General features: G+C 71.4%; 15 protein-coding genes. 1 reads left to right on the forward strand and 14 read right to left on the reverse strand.

The window, feature by feature from the left end; translation table 11 throughout:
• Position 1 precedes the first annotated feature (1 nt).
• The 6 genes from ACGFSB_RS12100 to ACGFSB_RS12125 are packed head-to-tail and all read right to left on the reverse strand — an operon-like array spanning position 2 to position 5,355.
• On the reverse strand, positions 2-754 hold the full coding sequence (locus ACGFSB_RS12100) for an SDR family oxidoreductase (RefSeq protein ID WP_393397490.1): 753 nt from the start codon (positions 752-754) through the stop codon (positions 2-4).
• Complete coding sequence (locus tag ACGFSB_RS12105; protein WP_393397493.1) at positions 747-1,268, reverse strand: cupin domain-containing protein; 522 nt, start codon at positions 1,266-1,268, stop codon at positions 747-749. Before ACGFSB_RS12105 ends, ACGFSB_RS12100 begins: the two co-directional genes overlap by 8 nt.
• 25 nt (positions 1,269-1,293) lie before the next feature.
• Complete coding sequence (locus ACGFSB_RS12110; protein ID WP_393397496.1) at positions 1,294-2,088, reverse strand: alpha/beta fold hydrolase; 795 nt, start codon at positions 2,086-2,088, stop codon at positions 1,294-1,296.
• Positions 2,085-2,882, reverse strand: coding sequence for an aspartate dehydrogenase domain-containing protein (locus ACGFSB_RS12115; RefSeq protein WP_393397499.1), 798 nt, complete (start codon positions 2,880-2,882; stop codon positions 2,085-2,087). Before ACGFSB_RS12115 ends, ACGFSB_RS12110 begins: the two co-directional genes overlap by 4 nt.
• Positions 2,879-3,817, reverse strand: coding sequence for a VOC family protein (locus ACGFSB_RS12120; protein ID WP_393397502.1), 939 nt, complete (start codon positions 3,815-3,817; stop codon positions 2,879-2,881). Before ACGFSB_RS12120 ends, ACGFSB_RS12115 begins: the two co-directional genes overlap by 4 nt.
• Positions 3,818-3,867: 50 nt before the next feature.
• The gene (locus ACGFSB_RS12125) at positions 3,868-5,355 is read right to left on the reverse strand and encodes an aldehyde dehydrogenase family protein (RefSeq protein WP_393397504.1); all 1,488 of its coding nucleotides are present in this window, start codon (positions 5,353-5,355) and stop codon (positions 3,868-3,870) included.
• Positions 5,356-5,647: 292 nt separating this feature from the next.
• On the opposite strand from ACGFSB_RS12125, the gene ACGFSB_RS12130 reads away from it, so the two are divergent.
• The gene (locus tag ACGFSB_RS12130) at positions 5,648-7,027 is read left to right on the forward strand and encodes an MFS transporter (RefSeq protein ID WP_393397506.1); all 1,380 of its coding nucleotides are present in this window, start codon (positions 5,648-5,650) and stop codon (positions 7,025-7,027) included.
• Between the two features lie 157 nt (positions 7,028-7,184).
• On the opposite strand, the gene ACGFSB_RS12135 is transcribed toward ACGFSB_RS12130, so the two are convergent.
• From ACGFSB_RS12135 to ACGFSB_RS12170, 8 genes are read right to left on the reverse strand one after another with little or no spacing between them, the layout of a single operon-like run.
• A complete protein-coding gene (locus tag ACGFSB_RS12135) occupies positions 7,185-7,925 on the reverse strand; it encodes a ferredoxin reductase (protein WP_393397508.1) in 741 nt (246 codons plus the stop codon).
• Positions 7,918-8,529: a sulfite oxidase-like oxidoreductase gene (locus tag ACGFSB_RS12140; RefSeq protein WP_393398060.1), complete on the reverse strand. Its 612-nt coding sequence runs from the start codon at positions 8,527-8,529 to the stop codon at positions 7,918-7,920. Before ACGFSB_RS12140 ends, ACGFSB_RS12135 begins: the two co-directional genes overlap by 8 nt.
• Positions 8,530-8,531: 2 nt before the next feature.
• The gene (locus ACGFSB_RS12145) at positions 8,532-9,920 is read right to left on the reverse strand and encodes an amidohydrolase (RefSeq protein ID WP_393397510.1); all 1,389 of its coding nucleotides are present in this window, start codon (positions 9,918-9,920) and stop codon (positions 8,532-8,534) included.
• Between the two features lie 36 nt (positions 9,921-9,956).
• Positions 9,957-10,748: a nucleoside phosphorylase gene (locus tag ACGFSB_RS12150; RefSeq protein ID WP_393397512.1), complete on the reverse strand. Its 792-nt coding sequence runs from the start codon at positions 10,746-10,748 to the stop codon at positions 9,957-9,959.
• A complete protein-coding gene (locus tag ACGFSB_RS12155; RefSeq protein ID WP_393397514.1) occupies positions 10,745-11,644 on the reverse strand; it encodes an ABC transporter permease in 900 nt (299 codons plus the stop codon). The genes ACGFSB_RS12150 and ACGFSB_RS12155 overlap by 4 nt, the downstream gene beginning before the upstream one ends.
• Entirely contained in the window at positions 11,641-12,735 is a 1,095-nt protein-coding gene (locus tag ACGFSB_RS12160) for an ABC transporter permease (RefSeq protein WP_393397516.1), read from the reverse strand. The genes ACGFSB_RS12155 and ACGFSB_RS12160 overlap by 4 nt, the downstream gene beginning before the upstream one ends.
• A gap of 1 nt (position 12,736) precedes the next feature.
• Positions 12,737-14,314, reverse strand: a complete 1,578-nt coding sequence (locus tag ACGFSB_RS12165) for an ABC transporter ATP-binding protein (protein ID WP_393397518.1) — start codon at positions 14,312-14,314, stop codon at positions 12,737-12,739.
• Positions 14,298-15,350, reverse strand: coding sequence for a BMP family ABC transporter substrate-binding protein (locus ACGFSB_RS12170; RefSeq protein ID WP_393397520.1), 1,053 nt, complete (start codon positions 15,348-15,350; stop codon positions 14,298-14,300). The genes ACGFSB_RS12165 and ACGFSB_RS12170 overlap by 17 nt, the downstream gene beginning before the upstream one ends.
• Between the last annotated feature and the right edge of the window lie 5 nt (positions 15,351-15,355).

The raw sequence follows: 15,355 nt of genomic DNA on the forward strand, positions 1-15,355 counted from the left end.
TTCAGTTCATGGTGAAGCCGCCGTTTACGGCGATCACCTGTCCGGTCAGATAGCGGGACTCCTCGGAGAGGAGGAAGGAGACGAGCCCGACGAGATCGTCCGGCTGCTGCGGGCGCGAGATCGCCCGCCCGGCGCGGTACAGCTCGTGCCGCTCGGCCGGCACCGTCTCGGTGGCCTCGACCTCGGTGAGCCCCGGCGCCACCGCGTTCACGGTGATCCCCTGGTCGCCGAGCTCTCGCGCCATCGCGCGGGTCAGCGCGATGACCGCGCCCTTGGAGGCGATGTAGTGCGCGAGGCGGGGCGACCCGTAAAGGGCCGCGTCCGATGCGAGGTTGACGATCCGTCCGGGGGAGTCGAAGAGCGGATGGAGAGCCTTGGCGACCAGCCACGGACTGCGGGCGTTGACCGCCATCAGGCGGTCCCACGCCTCGACGTCGATGTCCTGGAACTGCTTGCCGCCGACGCCGTTGGCGAGAGCGGCATTGTTGACCAGGCCGTACAGCTGTCCCAAGTCCCGTACGGAGGCGGCAAGGTCGGCGACCGACGCCGGGTCCGCCACATCGCACCGTACGAAGTGAGCGTCCAAGCCCTCCGTACGCAGCTCCGTGACGGCTTCAGCGCCTCGCGCCGCGTCCACCTCGGCGACGACGACCCGGAAGCCGTCCTCGCCCACCCGGCGGGCCATGGCGAGTCCCAGGCCACGGCCCGCGCCGGTGATGACGACCGTGCGGACGTCGGCATGGACGTCAGTCACGGGTGACGCCGTGCATCGGCGAGTGCTCGGGGTACGTCGGGACCTGCGGCTTCTGGGTGCCGATGACGACGCAGAAGAGTGCGTCGGTGTCGCCCTCGTTCTTCAGGGAGCGCGCCACGCCCGCCGGGACGACGATCATGTCGCGGTAGCCGAGCGTGCGGTACTCGACCTCGTCGGCGCCCCGGTGGATACCCACCTTGACCTGCCCCTCCAGGACGAAGAAGGCCTCCTCGACGTCGTGGTGGGTGTGCTCGGGGCCCTCGGCGCCGGGCGGCAGCAGCATGTTGGAGAAGGTGAAGCCGCCGGAGGGCAGGATGCGGCTGTCGTTCTCGTGGTTGCCGGTGGCGCCGGAACCGACGTAGCGGATCTGACCGCGCCGGTACTGCGGGCCCGCCTTCTCCTGGAAGGACAGCGTGCTGAAGTCCGCGACGCGGGACTCCTTGGTGGCGATCAGGGAGTCGGTGTACTTGCCGAGGTCGTCGCCGTTGTCGTACGCGGTGGTGGTCAGAGGCATGAGGAAGGCTCCTGTTCAGGGACGTTCAGGGACGTTCAGGGATACGGGCGGTGATGCGGAGGTGGGAGAGGACCCAGGCGTTGAAGGCTTCGGGCCGCTCCTGGTTGGCCAGGTGACCGGCGTCCTTGACGATCACGTAGGCGGTTTTGTGCAGGGCGCCGGCGATGGCCTGCGAGGCCCCGACGCCGGTGACCCGGTCCTGGTCGCCGCAGAGGACGAGGGTGGCGGCGGTGATGCCGGGGAGTTCGGGGCGCAGATCGGCGGCGGCCATGGACTCGGCGGCGTACGCGTAGCCGGGCAGGCGTACGGAAGCGGCCATCGTGTCGACGACCCGCTGGACGAGCTGAGGGAGCGCGTCCGGCGATACGAGCCGGGGCCCGCGCCGCTCGGCGAACGCCCGCGGCCCGAGTTCCGCGAGCTCGGCGGCCCGCTTCCGCATGGCGTCGGCCTTCGCCGGATCGGTACCGGACCCGGCACTGGAGTCCGCGATGATCAGCGAGTCGACGAGCCCGGGATGCCGGGACGCGAGCCGCAGTGCGATCACCCCGCCCCAGGAGACGCCGAGCACATGGGCGCTCGCGCCACGCTCCCGGATGAGGGCCGCCGCCGCGTCCGCGTATCCGTCGAGGTCCAACGGCCCTTCCGGATCAGCCGACTTGGCGCATCCCGGGGCGTCCCAGGCCGCCACCCTCAGGTACGGGGACAGCTCGGCGAGCTGCGGCGCGAAGGCGGCCGACGAGGAGCCGATGCCGTGCAGGCAGAGCAGGAGCGGGCCCACGGAGCCCGCCTCCGCCACATGGATGGCACGGACGGCCGTCACAGGATCTGCCCCGTCCGTCCCGCGAGAGCGGCGAGGCTGCGCAGGACCGCGTACGGCACGACCTGGCTGGTCGCCGGGTTGCCGGGGTCCGGGAGATGCGCGACCTCGAAGCGGTACGTCCCGTGCGCGCCGGACGCCTCGACGACGTGCCGCGTGTGGTGGGCGCCGGGATCGGCGACGACCTGGACCCGCACAGCGTCCAGGTCGCCGACGGCGAGGGCGACCGACGCCGCGACGTTCGTCGACTTGGGGAACTTCACCGGGACGTCGCGCGCGGTCCCGGACATCACCTCGACCGGTCCGGTCGCAGTCCGCATCCGATCAAGCAACTCCTCGTCCATCCAAGGCTGTTCGAGGGTGGAGGGGAGCTTGGTGGTGGTGAGCCTGACCTCGTCGAGCGGCCCGAGGGAACGCACGGCCTGGAGCAGATCGAGCCCGCCGACGGCGCCTCCGGTGAAGTACACTCGGCCGGGTCCCGCGGACAGGAGCCGCTTGGACAGCTCCTCGTCGGTGAGCGCGCCGGTCGACGCGACAAGGAGATCGGTCCCGGAGGCCAGGACGCGCTCGCCCCATTCGCGTACGACCCCTTGGCCCGCCGCCTCCACGATGAGATCGCAACGCTCCATGGCCTCGTCGAAGGAGACCTGCGGGGCGGGGGCGCTCTCGCCGAGCGGACGGTTGTCGACGAGGCACGTCAACTCGGCGCCGGTGACGCACTGTTCGGCGAGCGCGGTACCGACAACTCGGCCGATTGCCCCCCAGCCGACGATGCCGACTTTGCGTACGGGCCTCATGCCTTTACCTCCATCTGATTCTGGGGGGACAGGGGCCCTGGGTCGGGCGACCCCGCCATGTGGCAGCGGATCTTCTTCGACGGCGGCCCCGCCGTCCCCCACAGGTCGGACAGCTCGGGCACCCGCCGCCAGACCCGCGCGATCCACGCGTCCTCGACGATCTGTGCGACCTCGGACGTGTACTCGCAGACGAGCCCGGAGGGATCGGTGAAGTAGGAGAAGGTGTTGTTGCCGGGGCCGTGGCGTCCGGGGCCCCACTGCGGGTCGATGCCGTGGTGCCTGAGCCGGCCGAGGCCCCGCATGAAGTGGTCGACCGAACTCATTTCGTACGCCACGTGGTTGAGCGAGGCCCATTCCGCCTGGTTGAAGGCGATGCAGTGGTGATCGGCGTTGCAGCGCAGGAACGCCATCTGGTGCTCGGACCAGTCGGAGACGCGCAGACCGAGGACTTCGCGGTAGAAGGCGACGGAGGCGTCGATGTCCGCCGTGTTGAGCACGGCGTGCGTGACGCCGACCGGTACCGCGCCGTCCAGGCCGCGCGGCGCGACCGCGTGGACCTCGGCGCTGATCTCGATCAGGCGGTGCTCGGGGTCGGTGAAGCGCAGGCCGTAGCCGCCGCCGACCTGGTCGAGGGGGCCGGGGCCAGCGACCGGTGTGATGCCACGGGCGCGCAGCCGCCGCGCCGCTTCGTCGACCTCGCCGGGCGTGGCCACGGCGAAGGAGAGGCGGCCGAGGCCTGTGCGGTCGGCGCGGGTGAGCTGGAGGGCGTGGTGCTCGGCACCGGTGCCGCGCAGCCAGGCGGCGGCGCCGCGCTCGGACTCGACGGTCTCCAGACCCCAGACCTCCTGGTAGAAGTCGGCTGCCTCGGTGAAGGAGGGGGTGAGCAGTTCGACGGAGCGCAGGGCGCGCAGGCGTGCGATGGGGGGGTGAGACATGACCTTCTCCAGAGGTACGAGGATCAGAAGGGTCGGTTGGATGAGCAGGGTCAGTCGGCCCAAGGGAGCGGCGCGTCCGAGACGCCCCAGTAGAGGGACTTCTGGCGCTGATAGGCGCGGATGCCGTCGCGGCCCTTCTCCCGGCCGAGTCCGCTCTCCTTCATGCCGCCGAAGGGTGCGGCGATGCTGAACTGCTTGTAGGTGTTGATCCAGACCGTGCCCGCTTCGACGCGCCGCGCGATGCGCCAGGCAGCCCGGTGATCGCGGGTCCAGATGCCGCAAGCGAGGCCATAGACACTGGAGTTGGCCTGCCGGACGAAGTCGTCCTCGTCGTCGAAGGGCAGCGCGACGAGGACGGGCCCGAAGATCTCTTCCTGGCAGGTCCGCGAGGAGTTGGGGAGCCCGTCGATGACGGTGGGCCGGTAGTACGCCCCGTCCTGGAACTCGGGCCCTTCCGGTGCACGCCCGCCGCACAGCACTCGCGCGCCCTCCGCACGTGCGAGATCGACGTACGAGGCGACGGAGTCCCGGTGCTTGTGATGGACGAGCGGTGCGACCTGGGTGTCGGGTCCGGTACCGGGCCCGACGCGCAACTTGCCCACGCGCTGGACGAGTTCGCCGACGAACTCCTCGTACAGCTCACGGGCGACGAAGAGCCGCGACCCCGCGATGCAGGACTGTCCGCTGGAGGAGAAGACCCCGAACATCACACCGGCCAGGGCCTGTTCGACGTCGGCGTCGGCGAGGACGACCGTCGGCGACTTGCCGCCCAGTTCGAGCGAGAGTGGCATCAGCTTCTCGGCGGCCGCGTGGGCGAGCGTACGGCCCGTGCTCGTGCCGCCGGTGAAGGTGACCTTGCCGACGCGCGGATCGCGGACGATGGCGTCGCCGACGAGGCTGCCGCGGCCGGTGAGTACGGACAACAGCCCAGCGGGCAGGTCGAGTTCGTCGAGCGCGCGGCAGATGATGCGGCCGAGTGCGAGGGAGACGAGCGGCGTCCATTCGGCGGGCTTGAGCAGGACCGCGTTGCCGCCCGCCAGTGCCGGGGCGAGCTTCTGGGCGTCGCTGGCGATGGGGGAGTTCCAGGGGTTGATCGCGCCGACGACGCCGATCGGCTCGTACACGCTCATCGTCACGTAGTCGCCGCGCGGGGGCGTGATGGCCTCCTCGGCGGTCTCCAGGGCGGCGGCCGTGTAGCGGAAGGTGGCCGCGGCGCTGCCCGCGAGGGCGCGGGTCTCGGTGAGCGCCTTGCCGGTGTCGGCGGTCTGTAGGGCGGCGAGGTCGTCGGCCGCTTCATCGATCAACTCGGCGGTGCGGTACAGGAGTCGGGCGCGCTGGTGGGGCAGGAGGCCCTGCCAGCGCGGGTCGGCTGCGGCCGCCGCGGCGCCCTGTGCGGCCTCGGCGACCTCGTCGAGGGAGACCGCGTGCACGGTGGCGAGCACGCGGCCCGTCGCCGGGTCGACGGTGTCCGCCGGAGCGCCCGCGCCACGACGCCACTCGCCCGCGATGAGTGCTTCGTCGGCTGGGATGCGGGGCATGGGGGCCTCCTGGCGGATTGGGGCTTGCGGGTGCTTGTCGACTCACGAACTTGAGTAGGTGCTAGAAATCTAAGGGCTTAAATATCTGAAGCGCAAGACCCTGCGGCTGGGTGGTCTTCGATGATTTCCCTCGTGGAAGCTCTTGACGGGCTCCGGTGTACGGGCGGTACAACTTAAGCACTTAGAAACTTTGCGCTTACGTGCTCTTCGGCTCGGGTTTCCCCCAGACTCCGTGGTCCGGCGCGTTCCCCCGCTCCTCCCGTCCCCGCCCCCTCAGCAGCGGAGTACCCGCATGACGATCGACGCCTCCCCGGACCATACGGTCCGGGCAGCCATAGCCGCCCGCTTCGAACGGCTGCCCCTGTGCCGCTGGCACGTCACCGTCCGGCTCATCGTGGGCGCGGTCACCTTCTTCGAAGCCTTCGACCAGCTCCTGATCGCCTACGCCCTGCCGGAGCTGCGCCACGAGTGGGACCTCAGCACGTCCGCCGCGACGCTGCTGCTCACCGTGGGCTCCATCGGCATGTTGATCGGAGCGCTCCTCTCCGGGCGCCTCGCGGACCGGATCGGCCGCGTGAAGGTCATCGCGCTGTGCGTGGCGGTGTCCAGCGTCGCCAACCTGGCCCTGTCCGTGGCCACGTCCCCCGACTCCTTCATGGCTCTGCGGTTCGTCCAGGGCCTGGCGATCGGGGGCGAGGTGCCGGTGGCGGCGACCTTCATCGCCGAGATCACCCGCAGCCATCAGCGTGGCCGCTTCGTCCTGCTCTACGAGCTGGTGTTCCCGGCAGGCCTGACGCTGGGCGCGCTGGTCGCGGCCTGGGTGGTGCCGGTCCTCGGCTGGCGCTGGATGTACGCCCTCGCGGCGGTGCCCGGCCTGCTCTGCATCCTCGTACAGCGGAAGGTCCCCGAGTCGCCGCGGTGGCTCGCGGATCACGGCAGGACCGAGGAGGCGGCCGATGTGATGTCCGGTATCGAGGCGGAGGTCGAGCGGATCACGGGCAAACCGCTGCCGCCCGTCCCCGAGGCGCTCCCCGTCGTGGCTCCCGGGGAAGCGGCCTCCGGACTGCGCGGCTTGTTCACCGGGCGCTACCGGCGCCGGACGCTGGTGATCGGTGTGCTCTGGTTCACCGGCTACTTCGTCAACTACGGCATCACGTCCTGGCTCCCGACGATCTACCAGAACCGCTACGACCTCTCGCTCTCGGACGCGCTCCTCTACTCGACGGTCACGTCCTGTGCGGGCCTCATCGGCTGTCTGGTCGCCGCGCTGACGGTCGACCGGGTGGGGCGGAGGAAGGTCATCACCGGGTGCCTGGGTGGTGCGGCGGTGATGCTGGTGGCGCTGGCGGCGGTCGGCGCGGGGACGCCGCTGCAGGTCCTGGTGTGGACCTCGCTCGCCGCCGTCTTCTTCTTCGGCTCGAACATCTGCCTGTACCTGTACACGCCGGAGCTGTTCCCGACGAGGATGCGGGCGCTGGGGAGCAGTGTGGGCGGGGCCATGAATCGGCTCGGTGTCATCCTCGGGCCGATTGTGGTGGGGGTTGTGTATGCGGGCGGGAATGTGTCGACGGTGTTCGTGATGTTGGGGGCGGTCGCTGTGGTCGGGTGTGTGGTGGCTGCGGTGGGGGCGGAGGAGACTGCGGGGCGGCGTCTTGAGGAGGTTTCGCCGTAGGTGGGGGTGGGGTTGCCTCCGGCGGTTTTTCCCCCATCCCGCCCCTTCCCGGCTGTGACATGTGCGGCTCCGCCGCGGGCGGCTGCGCCGGCGCGTCCTCAAACGCCGGACGGGGCAGAAAGGGGCGGGATCGGGGAAAGCCCCGCAGGGACCGCCCCTACCCGAACCGCTCGATGCGGATGCGATCCACCGGCTGGCCCCCAGCCACCAGCAGCCGCGACGCATGCTCAGCGAACCCGTTCGACCCGCAGACGTACGCCTCCCAGCTCTCCTCCGAAAGCAGCGGAGCCAGCTGCCCCGCATTGAGGCGCCCCTCCGTGCCCGTGAGGATCACCCTCGTCTCGTCCCCGTACTCATCCGCGTAGATGAGATCCGTGGACGTCCGCGCCGACACCAGGAGCCGCAGCGGCACCGCACACCCGGCCTGCCGCCAATGCCGCAGCATCGACATCAGGGGGACCACACCGGACCCGGCCCCCAGAAGCAGCGCGGGACGGTCACCGGGCCATGCGAAGAAGCCGGAGAGAGGGCCCCGCACCTCCACCACATCGCCGACGCGGGCGACCGTGTGCAGATGCCCGGACACCTCGCCCCCCGGCACGTGGTCCAGGGTCAGCTCGATCTCAGCGCCCCCGGAGGCATTCTCCTGTGGCGCCGAGGCGATCGAGTAGTGCCGCTGGGCGACGTAGCCGTCCCGTGCCGTAAGGCGCAGCATCAGATGCTGGCCCGGCAGATGCCCCTGCCAGTCGGGCACCTTCAGACGGAAGGTCGAGACGAGGGGCGTCTCGCGCCGGATGTCCACCACCGTCGCCCGCTGCCAGACGGCCGCCGCGCGATTGCTCACCGCGATCCGTCCGGGCACGGCGAACCGGGTCGGGGGCACGAAAGTCTCAGTCACCGGCGTACCGCTCCTCGCGCCAGGGATTGCCCCGGTGGTGATAGCCGTTCTGCTCCCAGAAACCCGGCTCGTCGTGGTCCAGGAGCCGCAGCCCCGCGACCCACTTCGCGCTCTTCCAGAAGTAGAGGTGGGGGACGATCAGGCGGGCGGGGCCGCCGTGCTCGGACGGCAGCAGGCCGTCCCCGTACTCCCAGGCGATCCACGCCTTCCCGTCCGTCACATCGGAGAGGGGGAGGCTCGTCGTGTACCCCGTGTACGAGTACGCGACGACGTGCGTGGCCTCCGGGCGCGGCCCCGCGGCGGCCAGGAACGCGTCCAGGCTCACCCCGCCGAAGCGCACCCCGAACTTGGACCAGCTGGTCACGCAGTGGATGTCCCCGCGGTACTCGGACGCGGGCAGCGTGTGCGCCTCGTCCCATGTCCAGGTGTGCGGGGACGTGACGAGACCGTCCACGCGGAACGTCCAGTCCGTGGCGGTGAGCGTGGGCGTCACCTCGGCGGACAGGACGGGCCAGCCGTCGGCCGCGTCGTACTGCCCGGGAGGCAGCCGCGGATCGCGGTCGGCGGCGCGGGCGCGGCCGGTGAAGCCGCGGGTGGGTTCGATGGTCATACGGTGCTTGCCACTTCGGAGGTGCTTGTCGTGCTCGTGGGGCCGGGCGCGGCGGAGGCCGCCGCGTCCCGCAGGGCTCGCAGCGCGCGCTGCTCGTCCAGTGTCTCCAGCGTACGGTCGCGCATCAGGACACGACCGTCGACGATCGTGTCCCGTACGTCACCGGACGCCGCCGCGTACGCCAGCATCGACCACGGGTCATGCCGCGGAGTGAGGTGCGGCCGGGAGAGGTCGAGGACGATCAGGTCCGCGCGCTTGCCGGGCTCGAGGGAGCCAAGATCCTCGCCGAGGCCGAGTGCCCGCGCCGACTCGATGGTCGCCATCCGCACCGCCTGCTCGGCGCCCACCGCCGTCGGGTCGCCGCCCGCCTTGTGCACGAGCGCGGCGACCTTCACCGCGCCGAGCAGGTCGAGGGTGTTGGAGCTCACAGCGCCGTCCGTGCCGAGGCCCACCGTGACGCCCGCTTCGAGCAGGTCGGGGACGCGGGCGATGCCGCAGCCCAGCTTCAGGTTCGACACCGGGCAGTGCGCCACGGCCGTGCCGGTGCGGGCGATGGTCTCGATTTCGGTGTCCGTGAGGTCGACCGCGTGCGCGAGCAGCGTGTCGGGGCCGAGCACGCCCAGTGAGTCGAGCAGCTCCACGGGACGCATACCGTGCTGCTCGGTGACCATCTCCACCTCACCCGCGTTCTCGGCAGCGTGGATGTGCAGCAGGGCACCGTGTTCGCGGGCGAGCGCGCTGATCGCCCTCAGCTGTTCGGGTCCCAAGGTGTACGCGGAGTGTGCGAAGACCACCGGGCGGGTACCCGGCGCCGGGGTGCGGGCGGCCAGGTCCGCCGCCGCCCAGCCGATCCGGTCGGCGTAGGCGCGGCCGTCCGGCGGGCCCGGTACGTCCATGAACGTGGGGCCCGTCAGGAGGCGCCACCCGGCGTCGCGGGCCACGGCCTCTGCGGCTTCGTGGAACCAGTACATGTCGAGCGCGGTGGTGACCCCGCCGCGTACGGACTCGGCGATCGCGCCCTGGATGCCCGCCGTCACCGTCTGAGGCGAGAGCAGCTCCGCCTCGGCCGGAATCACGCGGGCCAGGAAGCCCTGAAGGGTGACGTCGTCGGCGATGCCGCGGAACAGGGTCATCGCCAGATGCGTGTGCGTGTTGATGAGGCCGGGCAGGACGAGACAGCCGCGGGCGTCCAACTCGTCGGCCGCCTCGTAGGCGGCGCGCAGCCGCTCGGCGGGGCCGACGTCCACGATCCGGCCGTCGCGCACGGCGACGGCGCCGTCCTTCACGACCGTGCCCGACGCGTCGACAGTGAGGACGTCGCCGCCGTGGACCAGGAGATCTATGGCGCCGCCCCGGTCCTGGGCCGGCAGGTCAATGGGGTGCATCGGTTCCGTTCTCCACAAGGTCGTGCCGGTGTCCGCTCAGCGCTCCGTGGCGGCAAGGAGACGGAGCGCGTCCAAGGCTATCCGGGCGCCACGGTCGACTCCTTCGGCCACCACGTTCCGGTGCGGGTCGTAGCCACCTGTCGAGAAAGGTGCGTCCTCGTCGACGAGTTCATCGGCATTCGCGCCGTCCACGACGAGCGCGCCGCCCGCCGTGAGGCCGTGCGTGGACGCGAAGACGTACAACGCCGAGAGCTCCATCTCGATGGCCGCGATCCCGGCGGCCGCGTACGCCTCGCCCGGCAGCGGCAGGAAGCCCGGCTGGAACGCGGCCCGCGTCCACACCACGCCACGGTGGTAGGGGGCGTCGGCCGCGCGGGCCGCACGCTGGAGCGCGATGACCGCCTCCGGAGTCGCGAACGCCGGGTACTCGGCGGGGATCAGCTGCTGCGTCACGCCGTCGTCGCGCACCGCCGCGTCCGCGATGACCAGGTCGCCGTCGCGGATGCCGGGGCGGATCGCGCCCGCCGTGCCGAGCCGCAGGATGGTGGTGACGCCCGCATCCGCCAGCTCCTGGAAGAGCAGGATGGCGCCGGGGGCGCCGACGCCGTGCGAGGCGACGACGACGGGGGTGCCCTGCCAGGTGCCGGTGAAGGTGCGGTACTCGCGGTGGTACGACACCTCCTTCGCGTCGTCCAGGAGGTCGGCGACGGCGGAGGCGCGCGCCGGGTCCCCGACGACGATCGCGCGGGTGGGCAGGCCGGTGCGGGGGACGCGAGTGATGGGCAGCGCGTCGGTGGCCGTACGGGAGTCGTTCGTGTCGATCGTCATGAAGGTGCTCCTACCAGAGGCGTCGTCTTGCGGCGGCGTCTGCGCGCCGTGGACAGGAAGAGTGCGGCCAGGGTCACCACGTACGGGGCGGCGTCGGTCGCCTGCTGCGGCATACCGAGCCCCTGGAGGCGGAATCCGACGGCCTCCGCGATGCCGAAGAGCAGCCCGGCGAGCAGGACGCCGAGCGGCAGGGCGCGGCCCAGCATCACGGCCACCACGGCGATCCAACCACGCCCCGCCGTCATGTTCTCGGAGAACAACGTGACATTGCCGAGGGCGAGTTGGGCCCCCGCGAGACCGCACAGGCCGCCTGACGTCAGGACGGCGGCGTACTGGTACTTCGCCGGACTCACGCCCAGCGTCGCCGCCGCGTCCGGCGCCTCGCCCACGCCGCGCAGGCGAAGGCCCCAGGGGTGGCGGGCGAGGAAGAGCGCCGCCACGGCGACGGCGGCCCACGAGAGGTACACGAGAGCGGAGTGCCCGGAGAGGACCGCCCCGGCGAACGGGATGTCGATGCCGCCGAGCCCCGCCAACTCCGGATCGGAGAAGGTGCCCTGCACGCCGAAGACCGTACGGAGGAGGAACCCGGTCAGACCGACGGCGAGGAGATTGAGCGCGACGCCGAGCACGACGGCGTCGCCCCGCAGCGAGATCGTCCCGACGGCCAGGATCATCGAGTACGCCGCCGAAGCGAGGGCGGCGAACAGCACTCCGAGCCAGGCGCTCCCGGTGAACCAGCTGCCCGCGACGCCGCTGAAGCAGCCGATCAGCATCATGCCTTCGAGGCCGATGTTGAAGACGCCCGCGCGCTCGCAGATCGCGCCGCCGAGTGCGGCGAGGAGGATCGGGGTGAGGGCGAGGAGCGCCGAGTGGAACAGCGCGGAGTCGATGCTCATCGCACGCTCACTTCCTTCGTGTCGGTGTCAGCGGGCACCCGCGCGTCGCTGGGCTTCTTCCTGGCCCGCCGCCACGTCAGGTTGAGCCGGGCCGCGAGGAACACGATGACGACGGCCTGCAAGACCTGCGTCAGCTCACGCGGCACCTCGGTGGTCCGCTCCATGGCGAGCCCGCCCACCTCGAGCGCGGCGAAGAACAGGGCGGCGACGGCCGTCCCGATGGGCGCGGCGGCGGCGAGGAGCGCGGCAGTGAGGCCGGTCCAGGTGTGCCCGGCCGCGGTGAGCGAACCGTCGATGAAGCGGTACGGGAAGCTGAGTACGCCGATGGCGCCGACCAGGCCCGCGACGGCGCCGGAGAGCGCCATCAGCCGCAGCGTGAGCCGCGGCTTGTCGACACCCGCGTAGACGGCGAAGCGCGGATTGAGCCCCGTCATGCGGATCTCGTAGCCGGTGGCGGTGCGGGCGTCCGCGAACAGGAAGACACCGGCCGCGAGCGCCACGAGGAGCAGCCCCACGGTGACGGTCGACGACCCGAAGGCGGGCAGTTCGACCCCGTCGGGCAGCCGCCGGGTCTGCGGCAGGCTCGACCCGTCGTCCTTGAGCGGGAAGCGCGCGAGATAGGAGGCGAAGGACATCGCCGGATACCCGAGCAGCAGGCTGCTGACGAGCAGCGGCACCCCGAACCGGTTCTGGCACACGGCGGCGAGCGCGGCGTAGGCGGCACCGGCCGCCATGCCCGCGAGCAGCGAGGCGACGACGGTGAGGGGCGCGGGCAGCGGCGAGTAGAGCCCCGTGGCAGCGGCGGCGATCCCGCCGAGCACCAACTGCCCGTCCCCGCCAAGGTTGAGCAGCCCTGCACGCATCGGGATCGCGAGAGCGACGGCAAGACCGAGAATGCTGGTCCCGGTAGTGAGCGTGGGCCCGATGCCGTCGGGCCCGAGGGCCCCGCTGACGACGGAGCCGTACGCCCCGATGGGATCGGCGCCGGTCCCGACCAGGAAGAGCGCGCCGACGATGACGGCGGCGACGACGGAGTGCAGCGCGGGCGCGCGGAGGCTCCGGCCGCCGAGGGAACGGATCGTGGCGCCCATGTCAGGGGGCCTCCTTCGACGGGACGGGCCGACCGCTCTCGTGGGGAGCCGGAACCGTGGCCTCGGTTGTGGTACCTGTACCTGAGCCGCCTGCCATCGCGAGCCCCAGCGTCCGCTCGTCCGCGTCCGCGCGAGCGAACTCCGCCGCCACCCGGCCCTCGTACATCACGAGAACCCGGTCCGACAGGCCGCGGATCTCGCTCAGTTCGGCGGAGACCAGGAGGATCGCGTGGCCCGCGTCGCGGTGGGCGATCAGCTGGTCGTGGATCGTCTGGATGGCGCCGATGTCCACGCCGCGCGTGGGCTGCTCGACGATCAACAGGGGTGATTCGTGGGCGAGTTCGCGGCCGATCACCAGCTTCTGGAGATTGCCGCCCGACAGCGAGCCCGCCGTGTGGCGTGCCGAAGCCGCCTTGATGCCGAAGCGCTCGATCAGGACGCGCGCGTGCTCGCGGAGCCAGGACGGGCGCAGCAGGCCGTGGCCCCGGTGGTGCCCCATCGCCAGGTTCTCCGCGATCGTCGCCGCCGGTGCCGTGCCGACCGCCACGCGGTCCTCGGGGACGTACGCGAGACCCGCCGCGCGGCGCCCCGCCGCCGACGCGTCGGTGATGTCCTGACCGGAGAGCGTGACCCGGCCGGAGGCGAGCGGGCGCAACCCGGCTATCGCCTCGACGAGTTCACTCTGGCCGTTGCCCGCCACCCCGGCGATGCCCACGATCTCGCCCGCGCGGACAGAGAGCGTGACCTCGCGGACGGAGTCCGTCGACAGGGAATCGACGAGCAGGACGTCGCCGCCAGGTGCGCCGGTCGGATGCAGCCGGTCGAGCTCCACCGCACGGCCCGTCATCGCCGCGGCGATCCCGTCCGCGCTGGTGTCAGCCGTCCGCATCCGCGCCGCGACCCGCCCGTCCCGCAGGACCGTCACCGCGTCACTGCCCTCCATCACCTCACGCAGCTTGTGGGTGACGAGGAGGACCGTACGTCCGTCGTCGGCCAGCGAACGCAGCACCCTGAACAGGGCGTCGGCCTCCGACGGGGTCAGGACCGCCGTCGGCTCGTCGAGGATCAGCGTACGAGCGCCCCGGTAGAGGAGCTTGAGGATCTCCACGCGCTGGCGCACGCCCACCGGCAGGTCCCCGACCTTCGCCGCCGGGTCCACCGCGAGGCCGTGCTCCTCGGCGAGCGCGCCCACCCGCCGCAGCGCCTCCCGCCGGTCCGTCAGACCGAAACGGCGGGGCTCGGCGGCGTACACGACGTTCTCCGCGACCGTGAAGGACGGGAAGAGCTTGAAGCTCTGGTGCACCATGCCGAGGCCCGCCGCGATCGCCTCGCTCGGGCTCGCGAACGTCACCTCGCGCCCGTCGAGCAGGATCTGCCCGGCATCCGGCCGCTGGAGGCCGTAGAGCACCGACATGAGCGTGGACTTGCCCGCGCCGTTCTCACCCATCAGGGCATGGATCTCACCGCGCGCGACGGTCAGGTCCACCCGGTCGTTGGCGAGCGTGCCGGGGAACTCCTTGGTGATGCCGCGGAGTTCGACGGCGGGCGCCGCCGCCTCGGGTTCAGGCGGCGGGGTCATTGACCTTCAGCTTCCCCGCGACGATGTCGTCCCGCAGCGACTCGACGCGCTTCAGCACGTCCTTGTGGTCGGCGATCAGGCACTGGGAGTCCGCGACCCCGGGCTCGAGCCCGGTCAGCGACATGCCGCCCTCCTTCAGGCCGTACGACACCGTGGTGCCGCCCTTGCCCTTGAGGATCTGCGCGATGCCCTTCCCGACGGCGACATCGGTCTTCTTGAGCACGTTGTCGACGACGACCCCGGAGGTGCCGACGCACTGGTTCGCGTCGACGCCGTACGCCTTGAAGCCCTTGGCCTTCGCGGCCTGGAAGACGCCGGTGTTGCCGCCCGCCGCGGCGGCCATCACCTGGTCGGCACCGCCCGAACCGAGCGTGGCCGCCTGGTCCTTGGCGCGCGCCGCGTCGTTGAACGGCGACTGACCGCCCACGAAGAGGGTGCGGGACTTGACCTTCGGCTGGACCTTCTTCGCACCGGCCGCGAACGGCTCGCTGTAGCGGCGGAACTGGAGAGTGTCGAGGACGTCGACGGCGCCCACCTTCTTGCTCTTGGTGAGCAGACCGGCCTCGGCGCCCGCCAGGTAGACCGCCTCGTGTTCGCGGAAGACCGCGCAGGTGACGTTCTTGAACGTCTTCTTCGTGCACGCGTCGACGAGCAGGAACTGCTGCTTGGGATGCGCCTCTGCCTGCTGGGCCGCGATGTCGGCGAACTCGAACCCGACGAGCGCGATGACATCGGGCGCGGAGTCCACTGCCGACTGCACGTTCTGCTGCTGCGACGAGGTGTCGCTGCTCTGGAAGACCTTCGGGGAGCCGGCGCCCTGTGCCTTCGCCGCCGACTTCACCCCGCTGACGGCCAGCTTCAGGAACTCGTTCTGCGCCACCGGGTCGGGCGTGACGAGCGTGAATGCCTTGGCGCCCTCGCCGCCGCCCGAATCGTCCTTCTTGGCGGCGGCGTTGCAGCCGGTGGCGAGGAGGGCGGCGCCGACGGCGAGTGAGGACAGCCGAAGGGACGTGCGACGGGATATGCGAAGCGACATACGGG

The sequence above is a fragment of the Streptomyces sp. NPDC048441 genome, assembly GCF_043200235.1.
GTDB lineage: Bacteria > Actinomycetota > Actinomycetes > Streptomycetales > Streptomycetaceae > Streptomyces.